This window comes from Komagataeibacter diospyri (assembly GCF_043995075.1).
In the GTDB taxonomy this organism is placed as follows: Bacteria; Pseudomonadota; Alphaproteobacteria; order Acetobacterales; family Acetobacteraceae; genus Komagataeibacter; species Komagataeibacter diospyri.
The window spans coordinates 1,677,935-1,700,271 of the sequence record NZ_CP171836.1; the positions used below are offsets into that span (position 1 = coordinate 1,677,935).

The following is a 22,337-nucleotide window of genomic DNA, read 5'->3' on the forward strand; positions in this document are numbered from 1 at the left end:
GGTACAATGTTACATTCGCTAACTTCGACCTATTCGAAGCCATGTTAATACTGCGGCAAGCCGAATCAGAAACCTTGTCTTTATCAGCATGGCCCGGTCCTTCAGACAGGACGCCCGTTCGACAGCAGGCAGAAAACCGACCGCATGGATACAACTCCTCCCCCACCCCACACCCCGGAAAACAGCACGCCGTCCACGGCCCGTCCACGGCGCGGGCGGCGCGTCCTTTATCTGGCGGGCGGGGCGCTGGCGGTTGTCCTTGCGGTCGCTTTCCTGCGCCCCCATTCCACCAGCAAGAAACACGCGACCAGTGGCGACCAGCCCGTGGCGGTCGCGACCGTCAGCCGTGGTGACATGCCCGTCATCCTGACGGAACTGGGCACGGTCGTGCCGATCACCAATGTCACGGTGCAGTCACGTATCGACGGCTACCTCATGCAGGTGCTGTTTACCGAAGGTCAGCATGTGCACAAGGGCGATCTGCTGGCATTGATCGACACCCGCCCGTACGAGGTGCTTCTGGCGCAGTACGAAGGACAGCTGGCGCAGGACATCGCCCAGCTTAACGCGGCACGGGTGGATAATGCCCGTTACCAGCGCCTGATCCGCCAGGACAGCGTTGCGGCCATGACGGCGAAGGACCAGCAGTACAAGGTCGAGCAACTGGAAGGCACGGTCAAGTCAGACCAGGCGCAGGTGGATAACGAAAAACTGCAGATCACCTACTGCCACATCCTGGCCCCGGTGGATGGCCGCGTGGGCATCCGTGCGGTGGATATGGGCAACTACATCACCGCAGGCCAGACCAACGGGCTGGTGACCCTGACGCAGATGCAGCCGATTTCCGTCATTTTCACCCTGCCTGAAAATGACATTGGCCCCGTTGCCGACCGCCTGCGCCAAGGCACGCCCCTGCCAGTGGAGGCATGGGACAGCGCCAACCTGAACAGGATCGCGACCGGGCAGGTCAGCGTGCTGGACAGCCAGATCGACACATCGACCGGCACGGTGCGCATGCGCGCGCTCTTCGCCAATTCGCAGGAGGAGCTGTTCCCCAACCAGTTCGTCAATGCCCGCCTGCTGGTCAGCACCGACCATGACGCCCTGCTGGTGCCCACCAACGCCCTGCAGACCGGTCCGAACGGGCAGTTCGTGTATGTGGTCAAGGCCGACAACACCGTCGAGATGCGCAACGTAAAGACCAGCCACGCCAACAACACCATGACCGTGCTGACCGACGGAGTGAAGGAAGGCGAGCGGATCGTGACCGACGGGGTGGACCACCTGCGCGATGGGGTGAAGGTCAGCATTCCGCAGCCGACCGATACGACGACAGGCGCCGCCACAAGCAAGGACAAAGGCTAGAGTGCGCAAGTCCACGCCAGCCCCCCTGTCTGACCGCCAGCCCCTGCCGCCGCCGGAGATTGCCGCGTGAACCCGTCCCGCCTGTTCATACACCGTCCGGTCGCGACCACCCTGCTCATGCTGGCCATTCTGCTGGCGGGACTGCTGGGGTATCATTTCCTGCCCGTCTCCGCCCTGCCGGAAGTCGAATATCCCACCATCACGGTGCAGACCTTCTATCCCGGCGCCAGCCCGGACGTGATGGCGACCTCCGTCACCGCCCCGCTTGAGACACAGCTGGGCGAGATGTCAGGGCTGGAGCAGATGACCTCCCGCTCATCGGGCGGGGCATCGGTCATCACGCTGCGCTTCGGCCTGACCATGACAATGGATATTGCCGAACAGGAAGTGCAGGCCGCGATCAACCAGGCCAATTCCCTGCTGCCGACCGACCTGCCCGCCCCTCCCGTCTACGCCAAGGTCAATCCCGCCGATACGCCGGTCATGACGCTGGGCATTTCGTCAAAGACCATGCCGCTGACGGAAGTGGAAGATTACGTCGATACCCGGCTGGCTGAAAAAATCAGCCAGATTTCGGGCGTGGGGCTGGTAACGCTGTCAGGTGGCAACCGAAAGGCGCTGCGGGTACGGGTGAACATTCCCAAATTGACATCGTTCGGCATCGATCTTGATACGCTGCGCACAACCATTGGCAACGTGAACGTCAATTCGCCCACCGGCACGTTCGATGGCCCGCAGCGCGCGACCACGCTGCGCATCGACGGGCAGATTTCGGGCGTGGACCAGCTGCTCAACCAGGTCATCGCCTACCAGAACAACGGTCCCGTACGCATCCGTGACGTGGCCAGCGTGGTCATCGGCCCCGAAAATACCGAACTGGCCGCATGGGCCAACCGCACGCCAGCCCTGGTCATGAACGTGCAGCGCCAGCCGGGTGCGAACGTGATCGGGGTGGTGGACAACATCAAATACGCCCTGCCGCGCCTACAGCAGTCGCTGCCGCCGGGCATCACGATCACGCCCCTGACCGACCGGACCACGACCATCCGCGCATCGGTCGAGGACGTGGAGTTCGAACTGGGCCTGGCGCTGGTGCTGGTGGTGGGCGTGATCTTCGTGTTCCTGCGCAATGTGCCGGCGACACTGATTCCCAGCCTGTCGGTGCCGCTGTCGCTGGTGGGGACGCTGGCGGTGATGTACCTGTTCGGCTTCTCGCTCGACAACCTCTCGCTCATGTCGCTCACCATCGCCACGGGCTTCGTGGTGGACGACGCCATCGTGATGATCGAAAACATCGCCCGTTACATCGAAATGGGCGACAGCCGCATGGAAGCGGCCCTGAAAGGCGCGGGTGAAATCGGGTTCACCATCATATCGCTGACCATATCGCTGATCGCGGTGCTGATTCCCCTGCTGTTCATGGGCGACGTGGTGGGACGCCTGTTCCATGAATTCGCCATGACGCTGGCGGTCACCATCATCCTGTCCGCCGTGGTCTCCCTGACGCTGGTGCCGATGATGTGCGCGCGCCTGCTGCATGAACGCGACACCAGGCATGCCGAACCGGCGTGGTCGGCTGCGGTCGAACGCTGGACGGTCGCGACAATCAACGGCTATGGCCGCGCGCTGGATGTGGTACTGCGCCACCAGCGGCTGACACTGGCGATATTTGGCGCGACCCTGGCGCTGACGGGCCTGCTGGCCGTCGTCATACCCAAGGGCTTTTTTCCCGTGCAGGACACGGGCGTGATCCAGGGCATTTCGGTCATGGAGCAGTCCACGTCGTTTGCTGCCATGAAGCGCCACCAGCAGGAGCTGGCCGACCGGATCCTGCGCGATGAGGATGTGGCCAGCCTGTCCTCCTTCGTTGGTGTGGACGGGCAGAACGTGACGCTGAATCAGGGGCGGTTCCTGATCAACCTCAAGCCGGTGGACAGCCGCACCGCCACCGCGCAGGAAGTCGCAACCCGCCTGCGCGCGGAAACGGCGGATATCGCGGGCGCGGACCTGTACCTGCAGCCGGTGCAGGACCTGTCGCTGGATACATCGGTCGCGGCGACCCAGTACCAGTTCCTGCTGGAAAATCCCAGCTATGACCAGTTCACGACATGGGTGCCGAAATTCATTGCACGCCTGCAACGCGAAAAGGCGCTGTCGGACGTCACATCGGACCTGCAGGCTGCAGGCCTTGTGGCGCATGTCGATCTGGACCGCACCACGGGGGCACGTTACTCCATCACGCCCCAGACCATCGACAACGTGCTGTATGACAGCTTTGGCCAGCGCCAGATCTCAACCATCTTCACGCAGTCCAACCAGTACCGCGTGATCCTGGAGGCAACGCCCGCGTTCCAGCAGGACATGGGATCGCTCAACCAGATATATCTGCCCGGCATCAGCGGCAATGCGGGGGAAAGCACGTCGGGGCCAACGCGTTCGCCCACGTCTGGTCTGGTGCCGCTGGCATCCGTCACCACCGTAACGCAGGACACCGCGCCGCTGCTGATTACCCATGTGGGGCAGTTCCCGGCCACGACCGTGTCGTTCAACGTAAAACCCGGCTATGCGCTGGGGGATGCGACGGATGCGATTGAACGCGCGGCGAAGGATATCCACCTGCCGTCCAGCTTCCAGACATCGTTCCAGGGCACGGCCGCGGCATTCCGCAGTTCGCTGTCCAACGAGGCATGGCTGGTGCTGGCCGCCCTGATCGCGGTCTATATCGTGCTGGGCATCCTGTATGAAAGCTTTGTCCATCCCATCACCATCCTGTCCACCCTGCCATCCGCCGGGGTCGGCGCGCTGCTGGCGCTGTGGGTCACTGGGTCCGGGCTGGATGTGATGGGCATCATCGGGCTGGTGCTGCTGATCGGCATCGTCAAGAAAAACGCCATCATGATGATCGACTTCGCGCTGGAGGCTGAACGGGTGGAGGGCATGTCCTCGCTGCAGTCCATCCGCCATGCCGCGCTGCTGCGTTTCCGTCCCATCCTGATGACCACGCTGGCGGCCATGCTGGGCGCGGTGCCCATGATGCTGGGTACCGGCACGGGGTCGGAACTGCGCCGCCCGCTTGGCATCGCCATTGTCGGCGGGCTTGCCGTCAGCCAGTTGCTGACGCTGTTCACCACGCCGGTCATCTACCTGCTTATGGACGGAATCAGCCAGAAGCTGTCGCGCCGCTTCGGCAGTGCGGATAGCAGCGGCAAGGATGGGCTGCCCGGACCGCAGGCGCAGGCATGACGCCGCTTTCCATCTTTGTCCGCAGGCCAGTGGCCACGGCACTGCTGACGGTGGCGCTGGTCATTGGCGGGATCATCGGCTACACCACGCTGCCGGTTGCCGACATGCCCAATGTGGACTTCCCGGTCATACAGGTACAGGCCCAGCAGGCCGGTGGCTCGCCCGAGGAAATCGCCAGTTCCGTCGCAGCCCCGCTGGAGCGTCATCTGGGCGCCATCGCGGACCTGACGGAAATGACGTCACAGTCATCAGCCAATCAGGCGCGGATCACGCTGCAGTTCTCGCTCGACCGCGACATCAACGGGGCCGCGCGTGATGTGGAGGCGGCCCTTCAGGCCGCACACGCGGACCTGCCATCCTCGCTGCGGCAGAATCCCAGCTATTTCAAGGCCAATCCCAACGGCGCGCCGGTCATGATCCTTGCGCTGACATCCCGCACCCGTACCGCAGCCCAGCTTTATGACCTTGCATCCAACGTGCTGCAGCAGCACCTGTCACAGATCCAGGGCGTGGGACAGGTCGAAATCGGGGGCAGTTCGCTGCCTGCGGTGCGGGTGGAGATGAACCCGCTGGCGCTGTACAAATTCGGCATAGGCTTCGAGGATATCCGCGCGGCCCTGGCTTCTGCCAATGCCCATACGCCAAAGGGCTTCATCGACCAGGGCGAACACCGCTTCGTGCTGTCGACCAATGACCAGGCCCATAATGCGCAGGCCTATCGTGACCTGATCGTGGCCTACCATGACAGCCGCCCTGTCAAGCTGGAGGACGTGGCCTACATCCATGACGGTGTGGAAGACGTGCGCAACGCCGGTTACGTGGATGGCCGGCACGGGGTGCTGGCCATCGTCTTCGCGCAGGCTGGCGCCAACATCATCAACACCAATGACCAGATCCGCGCCAAGCTGCCGATGCTGCGCGACGCCCTGCCAGCGGATGTGGACCTTGGCAACTTCATGGACCGTTCCACCACCATCCGCGCGGCCCTGGCCGATACGCAGTTTACGCTGGTGCTGTCGGTCTTCCTTGTGGTGCTGGTGGTACTTCTGTTCCTGCGTTCGCCACGCATCACCATCATTCCCGCCATCGTGGTGCCGACATCCATCATCGCAGCCTTCGGCGCGATGAAGCTGCTGGGCTATTCCATCGACAACCTGTCGCTCATGGCGCTGACCATTTCGACCGGTTTCGTGGTGGATGACGCCATTGTGGTGGTGGAAAACATAAGCCGCCACATGGAAGCGGGGATGGACCGCCTGCAGGCCACCCTGCTGGGCACGCGGGAAGTGGCGTTCACGGTCCTGTCCATCACCGTATCGCTGATCGCGGTGTTCCTGCCCATTCTGCTGCTCAGCGGGGTGGCGGGCCGCCTGTTCCATGAATTCGCCATGACGATGTCGCTGACCATCGTCATTTCCATGGTGCTGTCGCTTTCGCTGACGCCCATGCTGACCTCCCGCCTGCTGCGTCCGCATCTGGCGGCCCCGTCAAAGGGATTTTTCGGCCAGGTTGGCGCATGGCTGGAACATGGGCTGACTGCTGCCCAGCGGGGTTACGCCAGTTCACTGGAATGGGCGCTGACACACCGGCGGATCACCATCCTGTCGCTGCCCATAACCATTGCCATCATGGTCGGCCTGTTCATCAAGATGCCCAAGAGCCTGTTTCCCGAATCAGATACCGGCATGCTGATGGGACACCTGATGGGCGACCAGTCCATTTCATTCCAGGCCATGCAGGGCAAGATCGCCACCACGCAGCAGGCCATCATGGCGGACCGGGACGTAGCACATGTCATGGGCTTCATGGGCGGGCGCGGCAGTTCCAACCAGGCCAACATGTTCGTAACGCTGAAGGACAAGTCGCTGCGCAATGACACGCCCGCGCAGACCATTGCCCGCATCACGCGCCGCCTGCGCAACATGGTGGGGGCAACATTCTATATGTCCGCGCCGGGGCAGCTGCGCATAGGCGGGCGGCAGAGCAATGCGGCCTACCAGTATTCACTCCATTCCGATTCATCGAAAGACCTGTACAAATGGACGCCGCTGCTGGTCAGTGCGCTGCAGAAACACCCCCAGCTATCCGACATTTCATCGGATGTGCTGCAAGGTGGTTCGGCGCTGGATGTACAGATAGACCGCGATACCGCAAGCCGCCTGAACATTACGCCCCAGCTTGTGTCCAACACACTGTATGATGCCTACGGGCAGCGTTCGGCATCGGTCATCTACAACGCCCTCAACCAGTACCGCGTAGTGATGGAAGTCGAGCCGCGGTTCTGGAAAGATCCCACCACGCTCAAGCAGGTCTGGGTCAGTGTCGCCGGTGGCACGGCGGGCGGCGGCACGCAGTCCAACACCATCCGGGTCAAGACGGATACGGGCACCACGGCATCGCAGCTGAGTGAACAGTCCTTCCGCAACCAGGTGGCCAATACGCTGGCGGGGGGTAACAGTGCCTCCACCGGTTCCGCCGTGTCCACCAGTTCGGAATCCATGGTGCCACTGACACTGGTGTCGGTGCTGAAGCCCACCAAGACGGCGCTGAGCATCAACCATGACGGGCAGTCGGTTTCCACCACGGTCTCGTTCAACCTGACCAATGGCGTCCCGCTGAGCCAGGCGGTGCAGATCATCAACGAGGAAACCGTTCGCCTGCACATGCCTGCCAACATCCAGGGTCAGTTCGCGGGCAATGCCGCGCAGTTCCAGAAATCGGTCAACAATGAACCCTTGCTGATCCTTGCAGCCCTGGCAGCGGTGTACATGACGCTGGGCATTTTGTACGAAAGCTATGTCCATCCGCTGACCATCCTGTCCACCCTGCCCTCGGCCGGAGTGGGGGCGCTGCTGGCGCTGCAGGTCTTTGGTGAGGCATTTTCCCTGATCGCCATGATCGGGGTGATCCTGCTGATCGGCATCGTCAAGAAAAACGCAATCATGCTGGTAGATTTCGCCATCACCGCCGAACGCGACGAAGGCCACAGCGCGCTTGATTCGATCCGCATGGCCTGCCTGCTGCGTTTCCGCCCGATCATGATGACCACCTTTGCCGCGGCACTGGGCGCGCTGCCCCTTATATTCGGTCATGGTTATGGCGCGGAACTGCGGCGCCCGCTTGGTATCGCCATTGTGGGCGGGCTGCTCGTCAGTCAGGCGCTGACGCTTTACACGACGCCGGTTGTCTATCTCTATCTTGACCATCTGGGGGTAGCCTGCCGCACATTATTCAACCGGCTGTATGGACGGCTGTCCCGACGCCATCGTCTTTCCCACCAGCAGGATTCCTGAACCGGATGACATCTTTTTCGCCATCCCCCGGCCGTGCCGCCATCCGCCCGTCCCGCTTCCCCCGCCGGTCCGCCGCGCGCCTTGCGCTGGCGGTACTGCCCCTCATGACGCTGGCAGGGTGCATGGTGGGACCGAAATACCATCGTCCCGCCGCGATCGTGTCCCCGCGTTTCAAGGAACTGCGTCCTGAACCGGGATGGGAAATGGCCAACCCGAAGCTGGCCGAACTGCCCAAGCATGACTGGTGGACGATCTATAACGATCCCATCCTGAACGGGCTGGAATCACAGGTCGCGATTTCCAACCAGAACGTCAAGCAGTACGAAGCCAACTACCGTAACGCCCGCGCCATGATCGACAGTGTGCGCGCACAGCTTTTTCCGACCATAAGCGGCAGTCTTGGCTTCAACCGTGATGGCCATGGCGCGGGTTCGCTGTCCTCATCGGGCAGCAACTATGCGAATGCGGGTTCGACCTACAACACCTATGACATCGGGCCCAGCGCCAGCTGGGATCTGGACATATGGGGCAAGATCCGCCGGCAGGTGCAGGAACAGGTCACCGCGGCGCAGGCCAGCGCCGCCGATCTGGCCAATGCCACGCTGTCATATCAGGCACAGTTGGCAACGGCCTATTTCAACATGCGCTATCAGGACAGCCTGACGGACCTGCTGCAGCGTTATGTCAATTTCAACGAACAGGCGCTGCGGATCACCCAGAACCAGTTCGAGGCCGGGACGGCCGATCCCACCGCCGTGCTGCAGGCCCGCACGACACTGGAACAGAACCGTGCTTCCCTGATCCAGGCCGGGATCAACCGTGCGCAGTATGAACATGCGATTGCCGTACTGATTGGCAAGCCGCCCGCTGATGTCACCCTGCCCCCGGCGGAACTGTCGCGCACGGTACCGCCCATTCCGGTCACGGTGCCTGCCGACCTGCTGCAGCGCCGCCCCGACATTGCAGCAGCCGAACGCACGATGGAAGAATACAACGCCATGATCGGCGCGGACATGGCCGCGTTCTATCCGGATATCACCATCAACGCCAGCTACTCCCAGAGTGGTGGCGACCCGGTAACATCGCTCATGCAGGCCATGAACCGCGTCTGGTCGCTGGGGGCTTCCGCGACCGAGATCCTGTTTGAAGGCGGGTCGCGCACCGCCGCCGTGCATGAAGCCAACGCCCAGTATGACAACGCCGTGGCAACCTACCGCCAGACCGTCCTGACCGCATTGCAGAGCACGGAAGACCAGCTGTCCAACCTGCGCATCCTGGCGCAGCAGGCGCAGCAGCAGCAGAAGGCGCTGGATTTCGCCAACCGCACGGTAGAAGTCTCGCTCAATCAGTACCGGGCCGGAACCGAAATCTATACCACCGTCATTACCAACGAGAATTCGGCGCTGAGCGATGCCGAAACCCTGCTGGGCATCCAGCAGCAGCGCATGGTGGACAGCGTGAGCCTGGTGCAGGCCCTTGGCGGCGGGTGGGATGCTTCTCGCCTGCCCTCCAAGGGTTCTTTGCAGAAGGACAATCCCCTCCTGCCCTCCTTCATCCAGAAGGACACTAACAAATAGGCAAGAAAAAACCCCCTGCGCCAATGGCGACAGGGGGTTTTTTCATTGGGGTGGTCGCTAGTTGAAAAGCGACCTGGCCGAGAACAGCACGATCAGGATCACGACCACAAAAGCCAGAATGGCGATAAAGAACAGTATTTTCGCCATTCCTGCCGAAACGGCGGAAATGCCACTGAAGCCAAACAGCCCGGCGACCAGTGAAACGATCAAAAAGAACAGCGCCAGTTTCAGCATGGCATTTTTCCCTGCAAATCAGTCATGTTGCCCTAACGCGACAGCACCATATATGTTGCGTTATGCCCGGCGGCGCAGGAACAGGCTGGCCACAAGGCCCAGCACCGATGCGCCCAGCAGCGCGAACAGCGGACGGTCAGCTGTCACGTCGCGCAGGGTATCAAGGATTTCCCCCATGCCCTGCTGGGCAGCGCCACCCACGCCCTGCAACCGTCCCGATAGCGGGGTACCCGTATCCCCGACAAAGCCGTCCAGACCATCCTGAAGCCGGCCGATGCCGTCTTCCAGATGCGCTTCAAAATTGGGGGGATTTGCCATGTTCGATATTCCCTTGCTTGCCATCAGGGAGACAGGAACCCCATCTCCCGCTGCCCATGCCTTCATGCCCGCAGGCAACAGACCCGTTACAGCAGACTTATCATATCTCCGATGCCTGCCAATAGGTCGCGTCCGCACCGGGATCTTCCTCCCCCGCAATCAGCCGGCGCATGCGCTCCGCTATCGCCCGCATGCCAGGCGCGGTATTGTCGCGTGGCCGTGCGCCCACCGCAAAATCCCCCCGCAGCCCCGCGGGGTGACCTTCTAGAATGATGATCCGGTCTGCCAGGACCAGGGCTTCGTCCAGATCGTGGGTCACGAACAGCACCGTCCCCTGTCGCCGCGCATGGATACGCAGCAGTTCATCCTGCAGGGCACTGCGCGTGATGGCGTCCAGCGCACCGAATGGTTCGTCCATCAGCAGCAGGTCCGGCTCAACCGTCAGCGCACGCGCAACCCCCACGCGCTGGCGCTGCCCACCCGAAAGCTGGCGCGGCCACCGGTCCGCCATATCCGCAAGGCCCACAAGATCCAGCGCCGCCATGGCCCGTTCATGCCGCTGCAGGCGCGTCAGCCCCAATCCTTCCAGCCCCAGTTCCACATTGCGCCGCACGCTGCGCCACGGCATGAGCTTGGCGTCCTGGAATACCATGGCCGCCGGGCGGTGCGCCGCCGTAGGGGACGGGTGCAGGCTGACCGTGCCTTCACTGGGGCGGATCAGTCCCATGATGACCCGCAGCAGCGTGGATTTGCCCACACCGGACGGTCCCAGCACGGCCACGAACTCACCACGCCTGATTTCAAGATCCACATGCCGCAGGATGAAGGTGCGCCCATGGTCATGCGACAGGCCGATATTTTCCAGCCTGACCACCACATCGCCCGTGCTGGCCACCATTTCCGCCTTATCCGTTACCACCGTGTTCATCCCTGCCAGCCCAGCAGCCTTTTGCGCACCAGCATGAACGCCGTGTCTGTCAGCGCATACAGCAGCGCCATGGTCAGCATGTAAACCACCACAAGGTCGGTCGCCAGCAGGCTGGACGCCTGCATCATCCGCGCGCCAATGCCAGGCACGCCGAACAGTTCCGCCGCGACAACCGACATCCATGCCTGACCCAGCCCTGTACGCAGCCCTGCCAGCACGCCGGGGGCTGAAGCCGGAATGATCACCGTGCGCAACCGTGCCCGAAACCCGCCATGCCCAAACGACGCCGCGACTTCATACAGGTCCGGGTCAATTGCCTGCACGGCACCGTAGGCCGCATAGAAATTGATCCAGAACACCGAAATGGCGATCACGAACGTGGCCCCTGCGGTATCAAGCCCGAACCACAGGATGGCGAACGGCACCCATGCAAGGCCGGGTATGGGCCGCAATACCCGCACGACACCGGATAGCAGCCCGTCCAGCAACGGCACCGCACCGCACAACAGACCGGTCAGCATGCCCAGGACCGAACCGATGACCAGTCCCATCACGTAATGGGTCAGGCTGTCGCGAATGGCCTGTATCCATGCCCCGCTGCGCACTTCCTCCAGCCAGGCCGGCCCAAGGCTGCTTGGTGCAGGCAGCAGGCCGGATGGCACCCAGCCCAGCCGGATGGATGTCTCCCACGTCCCGAACAGCACAATCAGGCCCAGCGCGCCCAGAAGCGGTCGTATCCAGATGGAACGGATGGGCGTCATTGTGCGATCTGCCGGTAGCTTTCAAGGTCGAACAGCGATGCCACTGGTTCCGCCTTGCGCAGCAGGCCGCTCTGCACTTCGAAATCCTGTAACCGGCTTACCGCGTCCACAATGCTGGCGGGATCGGATACATAATCATGCGCCGATACCTTCAGCGCCTCGATAATGATGTCCCTGGGCAGCATACCCCCACCCAGCGCCTGCTGGACATAAGGTTCCGCCTGTTCCGGGTCGGTTGCCAGCAGGTGCGTGGCCTTCACGAAACCGGTCAGGAACGCGGTCTTCCATGCCGCACGGTCCGGCGCGTTCTCGTTGACGATTGCCAGAACGGAGCCGGGCTGCCCCGGCATAAGGTCATGCCCCGATGCCAGCACCCGCATGCCGGGCATACGGTGGCGGATGATGGTCAGCGCCGGTTCGCGCAGGATGGCGCCATCCACCGCCCCCGCCAGAAACGCCTGCTGGGCTGCGTCAATATCAATCCCGACAATATCAGCCGCCTGCGCCGGGTCCAGCCCGTTACGGACCTTGAACCAGTAGCGCAGCAGCGTATCGGGCACCGACCCCAGCGGCTGGGCCGCGATCTTGGGTTTATGCCCCGCCTTCGTGGTAAAATCGGCGAAACGCTGACGGACCTCATCCGCACTCAGGCCCGCAGGCTGTTCCGGCAGTCCCTCTGCCAGCGCACCGCGGGAGACCACTTCCAGTTCCTCCGTCGCAGCGCTGGCAACAACCTTTACATCCGCGCCATGCGCACGGGCCTGCAGCAGGGGCAGGACACCCGCCACATAGGCGTCAATCTTGCCCGACACCAGCGCCTGAATGGCCTGCGGCCCGGACTGGAAGCGGACCAGCTGCATATCAATACCCGCATCACGCGCCCAATTTTTGCCCTGCATGACAAACAGCGGCGCCGAACCGATGACAGGAATATACCCCACGCGCACGGTCGCAGCCTGAACACTTCCACACAGGCCGATCATGGCGGTCATGGCATAAAGCCCACGGCGCATGGCACGCCCTAAAACTGATCCTGTCATGGCTGAAGCCCTGTCTGCTGCGCAGGAATGACCCTGCGTATCGATTTCGTATCGAAATATACATAATCGTGATTGAATATCTATATCACGACAGAAAAATGTTGGATTGCATATCGACATAAAAAAACCCGGCCAGAGGCCGGGCTTTTTCACGCTGGAACCGAAGTTCCTCAGGCTGCCAGATGATCTTCCTGAGTGGCTTCCGGGCGCGGACCGCTGTCCTTGCCCTTGGCCGACACATCGCGATCAACCAGTTCGATCACAGCCATGTCGGCCGCATCACCGTGGCGCATGCCCGCACGCAGCACGCGGGTGTAGCCACCCTGACGCGCCTTGTAACGGTCAGCCACCGTGTCAAACAGCTTGGACACGATCTTGTCGTCACGCAGCTGGGCGAAAGCCTGGCGGCGGGCATGCAGATTGCCGCGCTTGCCAAGGGTGATCAGCTTTTCCACAACCGGGCGCAGTTCCTTCGCCTTGGGCAGCGTGGTGGTGATCTGTTCGTGCTTGATCAGGGCGACAGCCATGTTGCGAAACATGGCCAGTCGATGGGACGAGGTAACGCCGAGCTTACGGCCGGCAACACCGTGACGCATGATGTAATTTCCTGTTTTATCCGGTTCCGAGGATCAGAACGGCTCGTCGAGCCTCTTGGCCAGATCTTCGATATTTTCCGGCGGCCATGCCGGGACATTCATACCCAGTGAAAGCCCCATGGCGGTCAGGACTTCCTTGATCTCGTTGAGCGACTTGCGACCGAAGTTCGGCGTACGCAGCATCTCCTGCTCGGTCTTCTGAACCAGATCACCGATGTAGACGATGTTGTCGTTCTTCAGGCAGTTCGCGCTACGGACGGACAGTTCCAGTTCGTCAACCTTGCGCAGCAGGTTACGGTTGAACGGCAGATCATCCTGCGGCTCTTCCGTACGCACGGTGCGCGGTTCGTCAAAGTTGATGAACAGCTGGAGCTGGTCCTGAAGGATACGCGCGGCAAGCGCCACGGCATCTTCCGGCGTGACCGCGCCATTCGTCTCAACCGTCAGCAGCAGGCGGTCATAGTCGGTGACCTGACCCACACGGGTCTGCTCCACCTTGTACGACACGCGACGGACCGGAGAGTAGATGGCATCAACCGGGATCAGGCCGATCGGTGCGTCTTCCGGGCGGTTGGCCGCCGCGGGGACATACCCCTTGCCCATGTTCACGGTGAATTCCATCCCGAATTTCACCCCTTCATCAAGGGTGCAGATCACAAGATCAGGATTCATGACTTCGATATCATGACCCGTCTGGATCTGTCCGGCACGCACTTCGCCCGGCCCCGTGGCCGTCAGCACCATGCGCTTCGGCCCCTCACCATGCATCCGCAATGCGAGCTGCTTGATGTTGAGGACGATGTCGGTCACGTCTTCACGAACACCCGCCACAGACGAGAATTCATGCAGCACGCCGTCAATCTGGATTGCCGTAACCGCAGCCCCCTGCAGGGACGACAGCAGAACCCGACGGATCGCGTTACCAAGTGTCATGCCGAAGCCGCGTTCCAGCGGTTCGGCAACGACGGTAGCAATGCGTGAAGGTTCCGCCCCCGGTTCGACTTCCAGCTTTTCCGGCTTGATCAGGGATTGCCAGTTTTTCTGGAGGACCAAGGTAATGGCCTTTCAAGACTGATCTGCCACCCGTTACGATGGCAGATGGTACCCTGCGGCAGGATACCGGAATGACAATCTTCCCCCGCATGCGGGGGAATACGACTAAGCAGATTGCGGTTCAGACGCGACGGCGCTTGCGCGGGCGGCAGCCGTTGTGCGGAACCGGCGTCATGTCACGGATGGCCGTGATCGAGAAACCGACAGCCTGCAGGGCACGCAGTGCGCTCTCACGCCCCGACCCGGGACCGGAAACCTCGATTTCCAGCGTTTCCATGCCGTGTTCACGTGCCTTGCGACCCGCATCCTCGGCAGCAACCTGCGCCGCGTACGGCGTGGACTTGCGCGATCCCTTGAAGCCCTGGGCACCAGCGGAAGACCAGGCAATCGCATTGCCCTGCGCGTCCGAGATGGTGATCATGGTGTTATTGAAGGTGGACAGCACATGCGCCACACCGGAAATGATGTTTTTCCGCTCTTTCTTGCGAATACGCGGAGCCGCAGCTTTCGCCATAGTTTTCTCGATCCTGTCAGTTCAAACGGCGCATGGGGCGGGCTGCCCCCCATGCTTACATACCGGACAATCCGCTGATTAGCGGGTTGCCTTCTTCTTGCCCGCAATAGCCACGGCCTTACCCTTGCGGGTACGGGCGTTGGTATGAGTCCGCTGACCATGGACAGGCAGCCCACGCCGGTGACGCAGACCACGGTAGCAGCCAAGATCCATCAGGCGTTTGATGTTCATCGCCACTTCGCGGCGGAGATCACCTTCCACGCGATACTTGCTGTCGATCAGCTCACGGATCTTACCGATCTCGTCATCGGACAGCTCGTTCACGCGCCGCTCAGCCGGAATTTCCAGCTGGTCACAGATCGCCTGGGCCTTGGTGGCCCCGATACCATAGATATAACGCAGGCCAATGGTGACCCGTTTGTTGGTTGGGATGTTCACGCCGGCAATACGTGCCACGCCACTTACTCCTCGTCCGCCCTGATACAGGGCACTAACTATCAGGCAGGGCTGCTTCACACCACCTGCCCTATTGGCAGGAGCGCCGTGAACATACCGGTTTCGAACCGGCCAACCCCATCATCATTCATTCCGGCCCTACGAGCCGCACCATCAGCGGGCGACTCATACGACGCTCATACCTTGAGGGCGCGCAATATACTGCTGCCCCCATGCGAGTCAATTATTTTGCATCACTTCTTCGTGATGCGATCGATAACAGCGAAGACTTCCGTGGTCACTGCATCAATATCCGCCATCCCGTCAACACGGTACAGACGCTTCTCTTCCTCGTAATAAGGCAGGATCGGCGCCGTCTGTTCCCGGTAGGCCTTCAGGCGCGCGGCCACAGTGTCCCGCCGGTCATCTTCCCGGCGAATGAACTCATGCCCGCCACAGACATCACATGTGCCTGCTACCTTCGGCTTTTTGAACAGGTCATTATAGCCGGCACCACACCTGGCGCAGGTGTAACGACCCGCAATGCGGTCAGCCAGGGCATCCTCATCCACATCCAGCAGCAGTACGGCATCAATATGCCGACCACTGCGTGTCAGCATCTGATCCAGCGCCTCAGCCTGCGCCCGGGTGCGCGGGAAGCCATCAAGAATGAACCCCTTCGCACAATCAGGCTGCTGTATGCGGCTTTCGATCATGGCGATGATCAGATCATCAGGCACAAGCTGACCTTCCGCCATGATGGTCTTGACCTTCTGCCCCAGCGGGCTTCCGGCCGCGACTTCCGCACGCAGCATGTCACCCGTTGAAATCTGGGCGATTCCATACCGTTCTTCCAGCCGCTTTGACTGGGTGCCCTTACCGGCACCCGGCGGGCCAAGAAAAATAATATTCACCGCATTCTGCCCTTTCTGCCCCGTCCCCGGCGCATAAGTCCCTGATACTGGTGCGCAACCAGATGCGACTGCACCTGTGTCACCGTATCGATCGTCACCGTCACGATAATGATCAGACTCGTGCCGCCAAAATAGAAAGGCACGTTGTAATGGCTGATCAGGATCTGCGGCAACAGGCAGACTGCAACGAGATATAGCGCACCGATGGTCGTGATCCGCGTCAGTATCCGGTCAAAGAAGGCAGCCGTATTCGCCCCTGGCCGGATGCCGGGCACAAACCCTCCCTGCTTGCGCAGGTTTTCCGCCGTTTCCTGCGGATTGAAGGTAACCGCCGCATAGAAATAGGAGAAAAACACGATCATCGCCGCGTAGAACAGCATGTAGAGCGGCTGCCCCTGTCCCAGTTCCTGTCCCAGGAAGGAAAGCCAGCCTGGCATGGAACTGTTATTTACAAACCCCGCAATCGTAACCGGGATCAGCAACACGGATGACGCGAAGATCGGCGGAATCGAACCCGCCGTGTTTACCTTCAGCGGCATGTGCGTCGAATCGCCACCGAACATGCGCTGACCGACCTGACGCTTGGGGTACTGAATGACCACCCGGCGCTGCGCCAGTTCCATGAACACGATGAACGCGATGGTAACAGCCGCCAGCACCAGAAATACCAGCACGAAGAACGGTGACAGCGCCCCCGTATAACCAAGCTGGAACAGACTGGCCAAGGCATTGGGCAGATTTGCCACGATACCGGCGAAGATAATCAGGGAAATACCGTTACCGACCCCACGCGAGGTAATCTGCTCACCCAGCCACATCAGGAACATGGTGCCCCCGACAAGGGTCAGCACACAGGACACTATGAAAAAGAGTCCGGGAGAGACAACGGCAGACCCGGCTTCCGTATGCATGTTCTCAAGCCCGATGGCGATGCCGTAAGCCTGGAACAGCGCAATCACGACCGTCAGGTAGCGGGTGTATTCGTTCAGCTTCCGCCGTCCGCCCTCCCCTTCTTTCTTGAGTGCTTCAAGCGAGGGGATCGCCGCCGACATGAGCTGTACGATGATCGAGGCACTGATATAGGGCATGATGTTCAGTGCAAACACGGTCATGCGCCCAAGCGCACCACCGGTAAACATATCGAACATACCCAGAATGCCGCCCTGATGCCGGGCCAGAAGCTGCCCCATCACCGTCGCATCGACGCCAGGAACGGGGATATAGGTGCCAATCCGATACACGATCAGCGCGCCCAGCGTGAACCAGATGCGCTTTTTCAGTTCTGTTGCATTGGCAAAGGAACTGAAATTCAGATTGGCAGCCAACTGTTCGGCCGCGGAGGCCATGCGCCCATCCTTTCACAAGAACAGCGCCACCGCTGGAGGCGGGACGCTGCCATGATAAAAAAAACCGCAAAAAGTAATAAAGCGATGCGCCCGCCGAGTGCAAGCAGCATCGCTTTTATTATGCTCCGGGTACAGAACGTGCCTGTGCCCGGGACCGGTCATTCCGCGGCAGGAGCCTGCTGCTTCTGCGCCTTGACCTGCACCTTGCCGCCTGCCTTTTCGACAGCGGCCACAGCACCAGCCGAAGCTCCCGATACTTCAATGGTCACAGCGTGGTTCAGTTCACCATCCGCCAGCAGACGGATACCGGCGAAACGGCCAGAACCAACCAGACCGGCCTGGGCCAGGGTCTCTTCCGTCACGACAGCCTTGGCATCGACCTTGCCTGCCGCTATTGCCTTGTCCAGCACGCCCAGATTCACGATCGCATATTCCTTACGGAAGATATTCTTGAATCCACGCTTGGGCAGACGACGGTAGATTGGCAGCTGACCGCCTTCAAAACCGTTCAGGGACACACCGGAACGCGCTTTCTGACCCTTAACACCCTTGCCCGACGTCTTGCCCTTGCCAGAGCCGATGCCGCGACCAAGACGCTTCTTGGTGTAACGCGCGCCTTCGTTGTCACGAAGTTCGTTCAGGTTCATCTCAATCCTCCACCTTGATCAGGTGGGACACCTTACGGATCATACCGCGAACCGAAGGGGTGTCCTCCAGCTCACGCGTACGACCAATCTTGTTCAGGCCCAGACCAATCAGTGTCGCCTGCTGGCCCGGCTTCTGTCCGTTCCCGGAATGCACCTGGGTGACGCGCACTTTCGCCTTGGTATCAGACATCGGCCGTGGCCTCCGTCGTTACTGCAGCCTCACGACGCCCCAGAATGTCCGAAACCTTCTTGCCACGGCGGTTGGCAACCGAACGCGGGCTGGCGCAACGCTCCAGCGCGGCGAACGTCGCCTTCACCATGTTATGCGGGTTCCGGGTCCCAAGGGACTTCGCCACCACGTCATTGATACCCAGGCTTTCGAACACTGCGCGCATCGGACCACCGGCGATGATACCCGTGCCCGCATCAGCGGAACGCAGAACCACCTTGCCCGCCCCGAAGTGACCGGCCACATCGTGATGCAGCGTGCGGCCTTCCTTCATCGGGACGCGGATCATCGTCCGCTTCGCGCGGTCAGTTGCCTTGCGGATCGCTTCGGGAACTTCACGGGCCTTGCCCGCGCCGAACCCTACACGGCCCTTCTGGTCACCAACGACAACCAGAGCAGCAAAGGCAAAGCGGCGACCGCCCTTTACAACCTTCGCAACGCGGTTGATCGTGACCAGCTTGTCGACCAGATCGTCGCCTTCGCGATCGCGATCGCGACCACCCCGGCCGCCTTCTCTCGGTTCACGTGCCATTATGCGTGACCCTTTCGTCAGAACGAGAGACCGCCCTCACGGGCAGCCTCCGCCAGGGCCTTGATACGCCCATGATAGAGATACGCGCCGCGGTCGAAAACGACCTTCGACACACCTGCAGCCACTGCGCGCTCTGCCAGAAGCTTGCCAACTGCACCCGCCGCCTTGACGTCCGTACCACCCTTGAGGGCCGTACGCAGATCCTTGTCCAGGCTCGATGCCGCGGCCAGGGTACGACCAGCAGCGTCGTCGATCACCTGCGCGTAGATGTTCTTGCCCGAACGGAACACCGACAGACGCGGACGGCCACCGCTCTTGCGGCGAAGCTGGAAACGCAGGCGCTGACGCCGCCGTTCCCGCAGATCCTTCTGCGTGCTCATTATTTCTTCTTACCTTCCTTGCGACGGATGGTTTCCGTTTCATAACGGACACCCTTGCCCTTGTAGGGTTCGGGCTTGCGGAAGCTACGGATGTCAAGTGCGACCTGACCAACCCGCTGCTTGTCAATGCCTTCGACCGTAACCGCCGTGGGACGGGGGGTCGTGATCTTGATCCCTTCGGGAATCGCATAGACGATGTCATGCGAATACCCGAGGTTCATGACCAGGTTCTTCCCCTGCACTGCGGCACGATAACCTGTCCCGGAGATTTCCAGTGTCTTGGAAAACCCTTCGGACACCCCCTTGACCATACCCGCGATCAGGGAACGGGTGGTCCCCCACATCATACGGGCCTGTGACTGGGTATCAACCGGCTTCACGGCAACCTTGCCATCCGCAACATCAACCGAAACGTGGCTGGACAGCGGCAGCTTGAGTTCACCCAGCTTGCCTTTTGCCGTCAGCACACCGTCAGCAATGGAAACCTGAACGCCCGACGGCAGTTCGACGGGATATTTGCCCACTCGCGACATTTATCCCTCCTCAGAATACACGACAGAGGACTTCACCGCCAACATTGGCAGCGCGGGCCTCCGCGTCGGACAGAACACCGCGCGGCGTCGACAGGATCGACACGCCCAGCCCGGCATACACACGCGGCAGTTCCTTAATCTTGGAATAGACGCGGCGTCCCGGCTTGGACACACGGTGGATTTCTTTGATGACCGGCTCACCATCGAGATACTTCAGCTCGATGCGCAGCTGGGCCACACCTTTACGCAGTTCCTCGCGGGAGAAACCACGAATATACCCCTCGCGGCGCAGAGCCTCGAGAACACTGGCGCGCAGCTTTGAAGCCGGCGCCACGCATGCAGCATGCCGTGCACGCTGCGCATTGCGGATCCGGGTGAGCAGATCACCCAAAGGATCAGAAAGTGACATCGTTCCCTGCCCTTACCAGCTCGATTTGACCATGCCCGGGATCTGACCATTAGAGGCCAGGTCACGCAGGGCGATACGGCAGAGTTCGAACTTTCTGTAATTGGCGCGAGGACGCCCCGTCAACTTGCAGCGCAGCCGCACGCGGACGCGCGAACCATTGCGAGGAAGTTCAGCAAGCTTGAGCGATGCATCGAAGCGATCTTCAACCGGCAGAGACCGGTCCATGATGATATTCTTCAGTGCAGTCCGCTTAGCCCGGTCCCGGTTTGCCATGCGCTCGCGCTTGACATTCCGGTTAACGGCGGAAATTTTGGCCATGCCTTGTTTTACCCTCCGGAACCTGTCGGGCCATTCCCAACGGTTTTCCAAACAACGTGTGTATTAGGTCTTCTGGACTTCAGACGGAAGCCCTTCGCTACATTTTTATGCAGCAAAGGGCAGATCAAACGCCTTGAGCAGAGCCTTTGCTTCCGCATCCGTCTTCGCGGTGGTCACGAAGATGATGTCCATGCCACGGATTTCGTCGACTTTGTCGTATTCGATTTCCGGGAAGACAATCTGTTCCTTCAGGCCCATCGCAAAGTTGCCACGACCGTCGAAACCCTTGTTCGCCGGCAACCCGCGGAAATCACGCACGCGCGGCAGGGCGATCGTCACAAAACGATCCAGGAACTCGAACATCTGCGCACGACGCAGCGTCACCTTGCACCCGATCGGCAGCCCTTCACGGATCTTGAAACCGGCAATGGCTTTCTTGGCCACGGTCTTAACCGGCTTCTGACCTGCGATCAGGGTCATTTCCTTGACGGCCGCATCCAGCTTCTTCTGATCGCCGGCAGCTTCACCCACGCCCATGTTCAGGACAATCTTCTCAAGACGCGGAACCTGCATCTCGTTCTTGTACCCGAACTGCTCACGCAGCTTCGCGCGCATCTCATCCTGGTAGCGCTTCTGCATGCGCGGCACAGGACGGGCTTCTTTCACTTCAGACATACCCGCCTCCTCAGCCTTCGATAACTTCGCCGGTCGCCTTGGCGACACGAACCTTGCGACCATCTTCCAGAACGCGGAAGCCGACTTTCGTCGGGTCACCGCTCTTGGGATCGATCAGCTTCAGGTTGGACAGATGAACAGGCATTTCCTTCTGGACAATGCCACCCTGCTCACCCATGCGGGAAGGACGGGTATGACGCTTTGCAATCGCCACGCCACGCACGACAGCCTTGTTGGCTGCGGGCAGGACTGTAACAACCTCGCCACGGGTCCCCTTGGAACCACCGGTGGTGACCAGAACCTGATCACCCTTCTTGATACGAGCAGCCATTACAGCACCTCCGGTGCCAGCGAGATGATCTTCATGAACTTGCGCGCACGCAGTTCACGCACGACCGGGCCAAAGATACGGGTACCGATCGGCTCCTGCTGCTTGTTGATCAGCACGGCCGCATTACGGTCGAAGCGGATGGCGCTGCCATCAGCGCGACGGACGGGGTAAGAGGTGCGAACGATCACCGCCTGGTGCACGTCGCCCTTCTTGACCTTACCGCGGGGGATGGCCTCCTTGACGGACACGACAATCACGTCGCCGACCGAGGCAGTCTTCCGCTTGGAACCGCCCAGCACCTTGATGCACTGCACCTGACGGGCACCGGAATTGTCGGCCACGTCAAGGTTGGTCTCGGGATGGATCATGGTCTATGCCCTTCTTTACGCCTGCGCACCAGACGCGGCACCGGCGGCAGCAGCCAGCGGCTGGCCATTCCGGACAACGACAGTCCAGGTCTTGCGGCGGGAAATCGGCTTGCATTCTTCAATGCGCACCGTGTCGCCTACCTTGCATTCATTCAAGCCGTCATGCGCCGCATACTTTTTCGAGCGACGAATGAACTTCTTATACAACGGATGGATAATGCGACGATCGACAAGAACCGTTACGGTCTTGTCCATCTTGTCACTGGTTACCCGCCCGGTCAGGACGCGCCTTGGCATC

The 22,337-nt window shown here is 61.0% G+C and carries 26 protein-coding genes; 4 read left to right on the plus strand and 22 right to left on the minus strand.

Features of this window, described 5'->3' with window-relative positions; all coding sequences use genetic code 11:
* Positions 1 to 144: 144 nt before the first annotated feature.
* The 4 genes from ACE2AA_RS07970 to ACE2AA_RS07985 all read left to right on the plus strand — a co-directional run bounded on the left by ACE2AA_RS07970 (position 145) and on the right by ACE2AA_RS07985 (position 9,478).
* Positions 145 to 1,365, plus strand: coding sequence for an MdtA/MuxA family multidrug efflux RND transporter periplasmic adaptor subunit (locus tag ACE2AA_RS07970; RefSeq protein ID WP_395372011.1), 1,221 nt, complete (start codon positions 145 to 147; stop codon positions 1,363 to 1,365).
* A 66-nt stretch (positions 1,366 to 1,431) separates the two neighbouring features.
* Complete coding sequence (locus tag ACE2AA_RS07975; protein WP_141260650.1) at positions 1,432 to 4,608, plus strand: efflux RND transporter permease subunit; 3,177 nt, start codon at positions 1,432 to 1,434, stop codon at positions 4,606 to 4,608.
* Positions 4,605 to 7,901: an efflux RND transporter permease subunit gene (locus ACE2AA_RS07980; protein WP_395372013.1), complete on the plus strand. Its 3,297-nt coding sequence runs from the start codon at positions 4,605 to 4,607 to the stop codon at positions 7,899 to 7,901. Before ACE2AA_RS07975 ends, ACE2AA_RS07980 begins: the two co-directional genes overlap by 4 nt.
* Before the next feature lie 5 nt (positions 7,902 to 7,906).
* Entirely contained in the window at positions 7,907 to 9,478 is a 1,572-nt protein-coding gene (locus tag ACE2AA_RS07985; protein WP_395372014.1) for an efflux transporter outer membrane subunit, read from the plus strand.
* 57 nt (positions 9,479 to 9,535) lie between these two features.
* Here the strand turns inward: ACE2AA_RS07985 and ACE2AA_RS07990 are convergent, their stop codons facing one another.
* From ACE2AA_RS07990 to rpsQ, 22 genes are all read right to left on the minus strand, one after another.
* Positions 9,536 to 9,712 carry a DUF1328 domain-containing protein gene (locus tag ACE2AA_RS07990; protein ID WP_141260652.1) on the minus strand — a complete coding sequence of 59 codons (177 nt, stop codon included), beginning with the start codon at positions 9,710 to 9,712 and terminating at the stop codon, positions 9,536 to 9,538.
* A gap of 60 nt (positions 9,713 to 9,772) precedes the next feature.
* A complete protein-coding gene (locus tag ACE2AA_RS07995) occupies positions 9,773 to 10,030 on the minus strand; it encodes a hypothetical protein (RefSeq protein ID WP_193558352.1) in 258 nt (85 codons plus the stop codon).
* A gap of 100 nt (positions 10,031 to 10,130) precedes the next feature.
* Positions 10,131 to 10,958 (minus strand): ABC transporter ATP-binding protein, encoded by an 828-nt coding sequence (locus ACE2AA_RS08000; protein ID WP_395372016.1) that lies wholly within the window; start codon positions 10,956 to 10,958, stop codon positions 10,131 to 10,133.
* Positions 10,955 to 11,719: an ABC transporter permease gene (locus ACE2AA_RS08005; protein ID WP_395372018.1), complete on the minus strand. Its 765-nt coding sequence runs from the start codon at positions 11,717 to 11,719 to the stop codon at positions 10,955 to 10,957. The genes ACE2AA_RS08000 and ACE2AA_RS08005 overlap by 4 nt, the downstream gene beginning before the upstream one ends.
* Positions 11,716 to 12,759 carry an ABC transporter substrate-binding protein gene (locus ACE2AA_RS08010; protein ID WP_141260656.1) on the minus strand — a complete coding sequence of 348 codons (1,044 nt, stop codon included), beginning with the start codon at positions 12,757 to 12,759 and terminating at the stop codon, positions 11,716 to 11,718. The genes ACE2AA_RS08005 and ACE2AA_RS08010 overlap by 4 nt, the downstream gene beginning before the upstream one ends.
* A gap of 170 nt (positions 12,760 to 12,929) precedes the next feature.
* Positions 12,930 to 13,355, minus strand: a complete 426-nt coding sequence (gene rplQ / locus ACE2AA_RS08015; protein WP_010506694.1) for a 50S ribosomal protein L17 — start codon at positions 13,353 to 13,355, stop codon at positions 12,930 to 12,932.
* A 33-nt stretch (positions 13,356 to 13,388) separates the two neighbouring features.
* Positions 13,389 to 14,408: a DNA-directed RNA polymerase subunit alpha gene (locus ACE2AA_RS08020; RefSeq protein WP_007399646.1), complete on the minus strand. Its 1,020-nt coding sequence runs from the start codon at positions 14,406 to 14,408 to the stop codon at positions 13,389 to 13,391.
* Between the two features lie 121 nt (positions 14,409 to 14,529).
* Positions 14,530 to 14,922 (minus strand): 30S ribosomal protein S11, encoded by a 393-nt coding sequence (rpsK, locus tag ACE2AA_RS08025; protein WP_003621069.1) that lies wholly within the window; start codon positions 14,920 to 14,922, stop codon positions 14,530 to 14,532.
* A gap of 78 nt (positions 14,923 to 15,000) precedes the next feature.
* Positions 15,001 to 15,378 (minus strand): 30S ribosomal protein S13, encoded by a 378-nt coding sequence (rpsM, locus tag ACE2AA_RS08030; protein ID WP_010506706.1) that lies wholly within the window; start codon positions 15,376 to 15,378, stop codon positions 15,001 to 15,003.
* A 233-nt stretch (positions 15,379 to 15,611) separates the two neighbouring features.
* A complete protein-coding gene (locus ACE2AA_RS08035; RefSeq protein WP_395372021.1) occupies positions 15,612 to 16,271 on the minus strand; it encodes an adenylate kinase in 660 nt (219 codons plus the stop codon).
* A complete protein-coding gene (gene secY, locus ACE2AA_RS08040; protein WP_019090425.1) occupies positions 16,268 to 17,617 on the minus strand; it encodes a preprotein translocase subunit SecY in 1,350 nt (449 codons plus the stop codon). The genes ACE2AA_RS08035 and secY overlap by 4 nt, the downstream gene beginning before the upstream one ends.
* A 158-nt stretch (positions 17,618 to 17,775) precedes the next feature.
* Positions 17,776 to 18,264, minus strand: a complete 489-nt coding sequence (gene rplO, locus ACE2AA_RS08045; RefSeq protein ID WP_141260658.1) for a 50S ribosomal protein L15 — start codon at positions 18,262 to 18,264, stop codon at positions 17,776 to 17,778.
* A 1-nt stretch (position 18,265) separates the two neighbouring features.
* Positions 18,266 to 18,454 carry a 50S ribosomal protein L30 gene (gene rpmD, locus ACE2AA_RS08050; RefSeq protein ID WP_010506714.1) on the minus strand — a complete coding sequence of 63 codons (189 nt, stop codon included), beginning with the start codon at positions 18,452 to 18,454 and terminating at the stop codon, positions 18,266 to 18,268.
* Positions 18,447 to 19,025, minus strand: a complete 579-nt coding sequence (rpsE, locus tag ACE2AA_RS08055) for a 30S ribosomal protein S5 (protein ID WP_010513074.1) — start codon at positions 19,023 to 19,025, stop codon at positions 18,447 to 18,449. Before rpsE ends, rpmD begins: the two co-directional genes overlap by 8 nt.
* A 17-nt stretch (positions 19,026 to 19,042) precedes the next feature.
* The gene (rplR, locus tag ACE2AA_RS08060) at positions 19,043 to 19,405 is read right to left on the minus strand and encodes a 50S ribosomal protein L18 (RefSeq protein WP_010506716.1); all 363 of its coding nucleotides are present in this window, start codon (positions 19,403 to 19,405) and stop codon (positions 19,043 to 19,045) included.
* The gene (rplF, locus tag ACE2AA_RS08065; RefSeq protein ID WP_141260660.1) at positions 19,405 to 19,938 is read right to left on the minus strand and encodes a 50S ribosomal protein L6; all 534 of its coding nucleotides are present in this window, start codon (positions 19,936 to 19,938) and stop codon (positions 19,405 to 19,407) included. Before rplF ends, rplR begins: the two co-directional genes overlap by 1 nt.
* 10 nt (positions 19,939 to 19,948) lie before the next feature.
* The gene (gene rpsH / locus ACE2AA_RS08070) at positions 19,949 to 20,347 is read right to left on the minus strand and encodes a 30S ribosomal protein S8 (protein WP_010506719.1); all 399 of its coding nucleotides are present in this window, start codon (positions 20,345 to 20,347) and stop codon (positions 19,949 to 19,951) included.
* Between the two features lie 12 nt (positions 20,348 to 20,359).
* The gene (gene rpsN / locus ACE2AA_RS08075; protein ID WP_010506721.1) at positions 20,360 to 20,665 is read right to left on the minus strand and encodes a 30S ribosomal protein S14; all 306 of its coding nucleotides are present in this window, start codon (positions 20,663 to 20,665) and stop codon (positions 20,360 to 20,362) included.
* Positions 20,666 to 20,770: 105 nt separating this feature from the next.
* The gene (gene rplE / locus ACE2AA_RS08080; protein WP_039732878.1) at positions 20,771 to 21,340 is read right to left on the minus strand and encodes a 50S ribosomal protein L5; all 570 of its coding nucleotides are present in this window, start codon (positions 21,338 to 21,340) and stop codon (positions 20,771 to 20,773) included.
* 10 nt (positions 21,341 to 21,350) lie between these two features.
* Positions 21,351 to 21,671: a 50S ribosomal protein L24 gene (rplX, locus tag ACE2AA_RS08085; protein WP_010506725.1), complete on the minus strand. Its 321-nt coding sequence runs from the start codon at positions 21,669 to 21,671 to the stop codon at positions 21,351 to 21,353.
* On the minus strand, positions 21,671 to 22,039 hold the full coding sequence (gene rplN, locus ACE2AA_RS08090; protein ID WP_007399629.1) for a 50S ribosomal protein L14: 369 nt from the start codon (positions 22,037 to 22,039) through the stop codon (positions 21,671 to 21,673). The genes rplX and rplN overlap by 1 nt, the downstream gene beginning before the upstream one ends.
* Positions 22,040 to 22,054: 15 nt before the next feature.
* Positions 22,055 to 22,336 (minus strand): 30S ribosomal protein S17, encoded by a 282-nt coding sequence (rpsQ, locus tag ACE2AA_RS08095; RefSeq protein WP_061271381.1) that lies wholly within the window; start codon positions 22,334 to 22,336, stop codon positions 22,055 to 22,057.
* Position 22,337 lies beyond the last annotated feature (1 nt).

Bases quoted from the DNA above. Each gene is read 5' to 3' on its own strand.
- rpsK (WP_003621069.1), bottom strand. From the start codon at position 14,922: ATGGCGAAAGCTGCGGCTCCGCGTATTCGCAAGAAAGAGCGGAAAAAC.
- rplR (WP_010506716.1), bottom strand. From the start codon at position 19,405: ATGAGCACGCAGAAGGATCTGCGGGAACGGCGGCGTCAGCGCCTGCGT.
- secY (WP_019090425.1), bottom strand. From the start codon at position 17,617: ATGGCCTCCGCGGCCGAACAGTTGGCTGCCAATCTGAATTTCAGTTCC.
- ACE2AA_RS07995 (WP_193558352.1), bottom strand. From the start codon at position 10,030: ATGGCAAATCCCCCCAATTTTGAAGCGCATCTGGAAGACGGCATCGGC.
- ACE2AA_RS07990 (WP_141260652.1), bottom strand. From the start codon at position 9,712: ATGCTGAAACTGGCGCTGTTCTTTTTGATCGTTTCACTGGTCGCCGGG.
- ACE2AA_RS08005 (WP_395372018.1), bottom strand. From the start codon at position 11,719: ATGACGCCCATCCGTTCCATCTGGATACGACCGCTTCTGGGCGCGCTG.
- ACE2AA_RS07985 (WP_395372014.1), top strand. From the start codon at position 7,907: ATGACATCTTTTTCGCCATCCCCCGGCCGTGCCGCCATCCGCCCGTCC.
- rplF (WP_141260660.1), bottom strand. From the start codon at position 19,938: ATGTCGCGAGTGGGCAAATATCCCGTCGAACTGCCGTCGGGCGTTCAG.
- ACE2AA_RS08010 (WP_141260656.1), bottom strand. From the start codon at position 12,759: ATGACAGGATCAGTTTTAGGGCGTGCCATGCGCCGTGGGCTTTATGCC.
- rplQ (WP_010506694.1), bottom strand. From the start codon at position 13,355: ATGCGTCACGGTGTTGCCGGCCGTAAGCTCGGCGTTACCTCGTCCCAT.
- rplO (WP_141260658.1), bottom strand. From the start codon at position 18,264: ATGAACCTGAACGAACTTCGTGACAACGAAGGCGCGCGTTACACCAAG.
- rpsQ (WP_061271381.1), bottom strand. From the start codon at position 22,336: ATGCCAAGGCGCGTCCTGACCGGGCGGGTAACCAGTGACAAGATGGAC.
- ACE2AA_RS08000 (WP_395372016.1), bottom strand. From the start codon at position 10,958: ATGAACACGGTGGTAACGGATAAGGCGGAAATGGTGGCCAGCACGGGC.
- rpsH (WP_010506719.1), bottom strand. From the start codon at position 20,347: ATGTCACTTTCTGATCCTTTGGGTGATCTGCTCACCCGGATCCGCAAT.
- ACE2AA_RS07970 (WP_395372011.1), top strand. From the start codon at position 145: ATGGATACAACTCCTCCCCCACCCCACACCCCGGAAAACAGCACGCCG.
- rpsN (WP_010506721.1), bottom strand. From the start codon at position 20,665: ATGGCCAAAATTTCCGCCGTTAACCGGAATGTCAAGCGCGAGCGCATG.
- rplN (WP_007399629.1), bottom strand. From the start codon at position 22,039: ATGATCCATCCCGAGACCAACCTTGACGTGGCCGACAATTCCGGTGCC.
- rpsE (WP_010513074.1), bottom strand. From the start codon at position 19,025: ATGGCACGTGAACCGAGAGAAGGCGGCCGGGGTGGTCGCGATCGCGAT.
- ACE2AA_RS07980 (WP_395372013.1), top strand. From the start codon at position 4,605: ATGACGCCGCTTTCCATCTTTGTCCGCAGGCCAGTGGCCACGGCACTG.
- rplE (WP_039732878.1), bottom strand. From the start codon at position 21,340: ATGTCTGAAGTGAAAGAAGCCCGTCCTGTGCCGCGCATGCAGAAGCGC.
- rpmD (WP_010506714.1), bottom strand. From the start codon at position 18,454: ATGTCTGATACCAAGGCGAAAGTGCGCGTCACCCAGGTGCATTCCGGG.
- rplX (WP_010506725.1), bottom strand. From the start codon at position 21,671: ATGGCTGCTCGTATCAAGAAGGGTGATCAGGTTCTGGTCACCACCGGT.